This window comes from Mycolicibacter longobardus (assembly GCF_002102265.1).
GTDB lineage: Bacteria > Actinomycetota > Actinomycetes > Mycobacteriales > Mycobacteriaceae > Mycobacterium > Mycobacterium longobardum.
In genome coordinates, this window is record NZ_LQPG01000032.1 from 1 (window position 1) to 6,860 (window position 6,860).

The following is a 6,860-nucleotide window of genomic DNA, read 5'->3' on the forward strand; positions in this document are numbered from 1 at the left end:
ACCCCGTCTCGTGACCCATGCAGCACCGACCCCTTCCTGGTCAGGTGTTGCAGCGATCACTTGAGTCTGAGGCGAGTAGGGGCCGCCGTGGGCGCAGAGTCAACGAAGCGAAATCACTTGCGCGGCTGCCAGACCACCACGGCGGTGCTCTTGGGCATCACCGCGATCTCACGACGCTGGTTGGCGCGCAACCCCTCCAGCTCCGCCGCCATCTCCTTGACTCGCGACTGCAGCGCTTCGACCTGATTGGTCAGCTCGATGATCCGCTTGATGCCGGCCAAGTTGACGCCCTCGTCGTGCGAGAGCCGCTGCACCTCGCGCAGCAGGTCGACGTCGTGCTCCGAATAGCGGCGGCCGCCACCGGAACTGCGCTGCGGGCTGACCAGACCGAGCCGGTCGTAGGTCCGCAACGTCTGCGCGTGCATCCCGGCCAGCTCGGCGGCCACCGAGATCAGGAACGTCCGGGAGTTCTCGGCGCGACTCATGATCGGTTGCCCGCCCATCCGGCCCGCGGGTCGAACCCGCTGGACCGCTCGGCTGCCGCATACGCCTCCAGCGCCTCTTGCGCCGGGCCTTCCAGATTCGGCGGGACCGCGACCTTCACGGTGACCAGCAGGTCGCCGTGGCCGCCGCTGCGCTTGGGCACACCGCGCCCGCGCACCCGCAGAATCCGGCCGTCGGCGGTGCCCTTGGGCACCCGCACGCCGACCTTGCCGTCCAGCGTCGGCACCGAAAGGGTGGTGCCCAAAGCCAGTTCGGAGAAGCTCACCGGAATGGTGACCGTCAGGTCGTCGCCGTCACGGCCGAACACCTTGTCGGGGCGCACCCGCACCGTCACGTACAGGTCACCCGACGGCGCACCGCGCAGCCCGGCCTCGCCCTGACCGGCCAGCCGAATCCGTTGGCCGTCTTCGACTCCCGGTGGAATCCGCACGTTGATCGTGCGGGTGCGTGCAGCCCGGCCGGTCCCCTTGCACTCGGTGCAGGGGTTCTCGATGATCGACCCGCTGCCGCGGCAGTCGGTGCACGGCTCGGAGAACCCGAAGGCGCCCTGATTGCTGCTGATCACCCCGGATCCGTTGCAGGACGCACACACTCGTGGGCTGGTGCCGGGCCGGGCTCCGCTGCCGTGGCAGTTGGTGCACGGTGCGGCACTGGTGAGCCGCAGCGGCATCTCCACGCCCTTGGTGGCCTCCAGGAAACTCAGCTCCGAGTCGGTCTCCAGGTCGTTGCCGCGCCGCGGCCGGCTGGGCCGTTGCTGCGCGCCGCGTCCGAACAGCCCGCCGAAGAGATCACCGATGTTGGCCCCACCGGTCTGCCCGGCCGCGCCGAACAGGTCGTTGAGGTTGAACTCGTTGCCGTCGCCGCCGGTGGAGAACCGATCGAAGTTGCCGCCGCCGAATCCGCCACCGCCGTTGAAGCGCCGGCCGAATCCGCCGCCGGCGAACAACCGGCGAGTCTCGTCGTACTCCTTGCGCTTGGCCTCGTCAGACAACACGCTGTAGGCCTCGGACACCGCCTTGAAGCGCTCGGCAGCAGTCGGGTTGTTGGGGTTCTTGTCCGGGTGCAGTTCGGAGGCCAACTTGCGGTAGGCGCTCTTGATCTCTTTGTCGCTGGCGTCGGAGGCGACGCCCAACTCCTTATAGAAGTCCTTTTCGACCCATTCACGCTGAGCCATGACGCGTCACCTCCTCACCTGTCAATTCTCGTCGCCCGCTTCAGCGGCTTCGGCTTCGCCGTCGGTATCCGGGATGGTGTCGACCACGCCGACCATCGCGTGGCGCAGCACCTGCTCGCCAAGCTTGTATCCCTGACGCATAACGGTCCCGATCACCGAGTGCGTCCCGTCGCCCTCATGCTGGACGGCCTCGTGCAGCAGCGGGTCGAACTCGTCGCCCTCGGCGCCGAACGGCTCCAATCCCATCCCGCTGAGCACGCCGGTCAGCTTGTCCGCCAACGCTTTCATCGGTCCGGATTCCAGATCACCGTGGCTGCGGGCGCGATCCAGGTCGTCGAGGACACCGAGCAGTTCGGTGACCACGGCGGCCTTGGCCCGGTCTGCGACGCCCTGCTGGTCACGCAGCGCCCGCTTGCGGTAGTTGGCGAAGTCCGCCTGCACCCGCTGCAGGTCTGCGGTCAGCTCAGCGACCTGGTCGACTTCTGCACCGCCGGCGGCGGGTTCCTCCGGCGCCGGCCCACTGGGGGCCGGGCCGGAGGAACCCTCACGCACCTCACCGGTTTCCGGGTCGATACGCCGCTTGTCTGTGACAGTGATCGTTTCCGGAGACGGTTCGCGCGAGTTCTCTTCGCTCACTTGGTGTCTCCGTCGTCGACCACCTCAGCGTCCACGACGTCGTCGTCGCTTCCGGCCGGGCCGGCGTCAGAGGCGGCCTGCTCGGCCTGGGTGGCCTCGTAGATCGCCTGGCCGAGCGCCTGCGACTCGACGCCCAGCTTCTCCATCGCCGACTTGATGGCACCGATGTCGGTGCCCTCCAACGCCTTCTTCGCGTCACCGATCGCGGCGTCGACCTTGCCCAGGGTGTCCTCGGGAACCTTCGAGCCGCCCTCGGCCTCGCGCTGTTCCTTGACGAACTTCTCCGTCTGGTAGACCAGCGACTCGGCCTGGTTGCGAACGTCGGCTTCCTCCCGACGCTTGCGATCCTCCTCGGCGTGCGCCTCGGCGTCCTTGATCATCCGGTCGATCTCCTCCTGGGACAGGCCGGAGCCTTCCTGGATCTTGATCGTGTTCTCCTTGCCGGTGCCCTTGTCCTTGGCGGTGACGTGCACGATGCCGTTGGCGTCGATGTCGAAGGTGACCTCGATCTGCGGGACACCGCGCGGGGCCGGCGGGATACCGGTCAGCTCGAAGGAGCCGAGCAGCTTGTTGTGCGAAGCGATCTCACGCTCGCCCTGGAAGACCTGGATCTGCACCGACGGCTGGTTGTCGTCGGCGGTGGTGAAGGTCTCGCTGCGCTTGGTCGGGATGGTGGTGTTGCGCTCGATCAGCTTGGTCATCACGCCGCCCTTGGTTTCGATACCAAGCGACAGCGGGGTGACGTCAAGCAGCAGAACGTCTTTCACCTCGCCCTTGAGCACACCGGCCTGCAGCGCGGCACCCACGGCGACAACCTCGTCGGGGTTGACGCCCTTGTTGGGCTCCTTGCCGCCGGTCAGTTCCTTGACCAGTTCGGTCACCGCGGGCATCCGGGTGGAACCACCCACCAGCACCACGTGGTCGATCTCCGACACCGAGATACCGGCGTCCTTGATCACCGACTGGAACGGCTTGCGGGTGCGGTCCAGCAGATCCTGGGTGATCTTCTGGAACTCCGAGCGGGTCAGCTGCTCGTCGAGGAACAGCGGATTCTTGTCGGCGTCGACGGTGATGTAGGGCAGGTTGATCGAGGTGCTCTGCGAGCTCGACAGCTCGATCTTGGCCTTCTCGGCGGCCTCACGCAGCCGCTGCATCGCCATCTTGTCCTTGGTCAGGTCGATGCCCGAGGTGCCCTTGAACTTGTCGACCAGCCAGTCGACGACGCGGTCGTCCCAGTCGTCACCACCGAGGTGGTTGTCACCGGAGGTGGCCCGGACCTCGACCACGCCCTCGCCGATCTCCAGCAGGGAGACGTCGAAGGTGCCGCCACCGAGGTCGAACACCAGGATGGTCTGTTCCTTGTGCCCCTTGTCCAGGCCGTAGGCCAGCGCGGCCGCGGTCGGCTCGTTGACGATGCGCAGCACGTTGAGTCCGGCGATCTGGCCGGCTTCCTTGGTGGACTGACGCTGAGCGTCGTTGAAGTAGGCGGGCACGGTGATGACCGCGTCGGTGATGTCCTCACCGAGGTAGGCCTCCGCGTCGCGCTTGAGCTTCATCAGCACGCGGGCGCTGATCTCCTGCGCGGTGTAGTCCTTGCCGTCGATCTCGACTTTCCAGTCGGTGCCCATGTGGCGCTTGACCGAGCGGATGGTGCGGTCGACGTTGGTGACCGCCTGGTTCTTGGCGGGCTGACCCACCAGTACCTCGCCGTTGCGCGCGAATGCGACGACCGACGGGGTGGTGCGCGAGCCCTCCGAGTTGGCTACGACGACGGGGTCGCCGCCCTCCAGCACTGCGACGCACGAGTTGGTGGTCCCGAGGTCGATTCCGACCGCACGAGCCATTGTGGTTCCTCCCTGATAGACGATTCCCTAGTCTGAGCGGACTGCGCTCAAGGATGCGCTGTCGGCGACCTTGCTGTCAACCCAGACTTGAGTGCTTGTGACTCAACTTGTCGAAGTGGTCAACGGGCGGGATTTCGGATTTGTTCCCGCGCTTCGGTGGCAGGTGAAGAAGCCGCCCGCGCGCCGAGTAGGAGTCGGATGAGTTCACCCTGACGGTGGGTGCCGGTCTTCTCGAAGATGTGTTTCAGGTGGGTACGGATGGTGGTGATCGACACGCACCGCTCCTCGGCGATCGGCCGCAATCCGGCGCCGTCCAGCACTCGGCGCGCCACCTCGGCTTCGGTGCGGGTCAGGCCGAAGTCACGGATCAATCCCGCGACGGTGGGCGGTCCAGCGCGGTCCGGATCGGCGACGACAACCAGCGCCGTCGGCGTTTCGGCAGTCGACACCGGAACAACCCGAAGCACATACGGCGATCCTCCAGCGGGCCGCGGCACGACCACCCGCCCGGCCGTCGGCGGACCGTCGCGGTCCAGCGCCGCGCGCACGGCGCGTGCGATTGCGTTGTCGACCACCGCCACCGACGAGCGCAGCATCGCAGCAGTCATATTGAGGCCGTCACCCCTGTTCAACAATGCGCAGGCCGCCGGATTCAGGTAACTGACCCGGCCGTTGTCTCCGACGATCGCCATCCCATCCGACGCCGCCTCAAGAGCGGCGATGAGCTCTCCCGAGCGGCGATCCATCTCCGACAGTCGCGCACGCAGCGCGATCACGTGCTGCAGGTGCGGGACGAGGGCCGACATCACCCGCACCCGCTGCGGGGTGCTGAACGGGTCCGTGCCCGCCTGCGCGGTCACGCACAGCCACGACGTGCTGGCACCACGCCGGGCTAGCACCGAATAGGTACAGTCCCCGTGCCCGTTGGGAACCGCCCAGTCGTTGTAGAACTCGGTGCCGCGCAGGGAGTCGTCGGCGAACATCTGCTGACGCGAGACGACGTGTCCGGTGGATACCTCGTCGATCGCGGCCGGGGCCGGATCCAGATGGCAGTAGTGCTGGTTATAGGTGACGACGCAGCCCGGATCCGAACCGGCCGATCGGTGGACGATCGCGTTGTGGTCGCCGGTGACGATCAACGCACATCCCTGGCCATCCATTGCCGTCGCGATCTCATCCAGGGTCAGATCCCAGGAGCGATCACCAACTGCCGTGGCGTAGATCGCGTGCACGACCCGGGAAAAGCCGTCGATAGTCAGCATCGTCGTACTCTGCAGTGTGCGACATCATTTCGGTGATCGGACTACCGAGCACGCTATCACCGGAGCTGGTCGGTCTAACGCTATTCCGAAGCTCGCCTTCCGCGGTGTGCAGACCCACCCGGTTTACGGGTTGTTGGCGCCGGGGGTGCCGTCGATTCCGGGTGTCCCGTCCGGCCCACCGGCGGTGCCGTCACCGCCGTTGCCACCGGTCCCGCCGCCGTAGCCGGGGCCGGAGATGATGCCCGCGCCGTTACCGCCGCCGCCCGCCCCGCCATTCCCAGCGGCGCCACCATCGACGCCGATGCCGCCAGTGCCCCCGTTACCGCCTGTCTGCGCGAGCACCGGACTGCCGTGGCCGTCGGCCCCTTGGCCGCCGGCACCGCCGTCGCCGCCACCAGCTCACGGGTTATTGGCGCCGGGGGTGCCGGGAGCTCCGATATCCCCTGCACCAAAGGCGACACCACCCGCGCCGCCGGCCCCGCCGACATGACCGATGCCGGTGCCGCTGCCGCCCGCGCCACCGTCACCACCGACACCGTTGCTGAATCCGCCGCCGCCGGCACCGCCCGCACCGCCGACACCACCGGCGTTACCTGCTCCACCAGACCCGCCGGCGCCACCCATGCCAGAGCTATTAGCGCCCTGGCCACCAGCGCCACCGGCACCTCCAGCACCTCCGGCAGTGCCGATGCCGCCGGCACCGCCAGTGCCGCCATAGCCTCCGAAACCAGGGCCGCCGCTGCCGCCAGCACCGCCGGTGCTGCCGGGCCCGACGCCGGCACCACCGTCGCCGCCCCTGCCGCCGGTGCCGGGCGCATTGAAGTGACCGGCACCGCCGCCGCCTCCGCCGCCTCCGCCGCCGCCTCCGTTGACGCCGAGTCCACCGGACCCACCCGCGCCGCCGACGCTCGTAGTCCCGTTACCGCCGCCGTTGCCGCCGCTGCCGCCCGGACCATCGCCAGCGCCGCCGCCGCGACCCCCAGTGCCGCCCACGGCAGTGCCACCGGTGGAGCTACCGCCATTGCCGCCATCGCCGCCACCGGCGGCTCCGAAGCCGCCGTCACCACCGCGACCGCCAGCGCCGGGCGGGCCGGCGTCGGCGTCGCCACCGTCACCGCCGTCGCCGCCGGCACCACCGATGCCACCGAGCCCCACGCCGACGCCACCATCACCGCCAGCGCCGCCGTCGCCCGAATCAATGGAGAGACCGATGCCGCCGGCACCCCCGTCGCCGCCGTGACCACCGGTGGAGCCGAAGCCGCCCGTACCGCCATGGCCGCCATCACCGGCAACGACGCCAAGCCCGAGGCTGCCAGGGCCGCCGTCACCGCCGTTGCCGCCAGCCCCGCCTTCGCCGAACGCCCCGCCACCGATCACCGCCCCGCTGCTTCCGGCGTTACCGCCGGCCCCGCCGTTGCCGCCGTCAGCCAAGAACGCTCC

6 protein-coding genes and 1 pseudogene are annotated in these 6,860 nt (G+C 68.6%); 1 reads left to right on the top strand and 6 read right to left on the bottom strand.

Features of this window, described 5'->3' with window-relative positions:
• Nucleotides 1–113: 113 nt before the first annotated feature.
• The 6 genes from AWC16_RS16870 to AWC16_RS16895 form a co-directional block, all read right to left on the bottom strand.
• Complete coding sequence (locus AWC16_RS16870; protein WP_109561468.1) at nt 114–485, bottom strand: heat shock protein transcriptional repressor HspR; 372 nt, start codon at nt 483–485, stop codon at nt 114–116.
• A complete protein-coding gene (gene dnaJ, locus AWC16_RS16875; protein ID WP_085265908.1) occupies nt 482–1,678 on the bottom strand; it encodes a molecular chaperone DnaJ in 1,197 nt (398 codons plus the stop codon). The genes AWC16_RS16870 and dnaJ overlap by 4 nt, the downstream gene beginning before the upstream one ends.
• Before the next feature lie 21 nt (nt 1,679–1,699).
• Complete coding sequence (gene grpE, locus AWC16_RS16880; RefSeq protein WP_085265909.1) at nt 1,700–2,314, bottom strand: nucleotide exchange factor GrpE; 615 nt, start codon at nt 2,312–2,314, stop codon at nt 1,700–1,702.
• On the bottom strand, nt 2,311–4,158 hold the full coding sequence (gene dnaK / locus AWC16_RS16885; protein ID WP_085265910.1) for a molecular chaperone DnaK: 1,848 nt from the start codon (nt 4,156–4,158) through the stop codon (nt 2,311–2,313). Before dnaK ends, grpE begins: the two co-directional genes overlap by 4 nt.
• A 119-nt stretch (nt 4,159–4,277) precedes the next feature.
• On the bottom strand, nt 4,278–5,420 hold the full coding sequence (locus tag AWC16_RS16890; protein WP_085265911.1) for a helix-turn-helix transcriptional regulator: 1,143 nt from the start codon (nt 5,418–5,420) through the stop codon (nt 4,278–4,280).
• 123 nt (nt 5,421–5,543) lie between these two features.
• Nucleotides 5,544–5,762, bottom strand: coding sequence for a hypothetical protein (locus AWC16_RS16895; protein ID WP_085265912.1), 219 nt, complete (start codon nt 5,760–5,762; stop codon nt 5,544–5,546).
• 9 nt (nt 5,763–5,771) lie between these two features.
• Here AWC16_RS16895 and AWC16_RS25625 point away from each other — a divergent pair.
• Nucleotides 5,772–6,860, top strand: a pseudogene (locus AWC16_RS25625) (hypothetical protein); the annotation flags it as partial.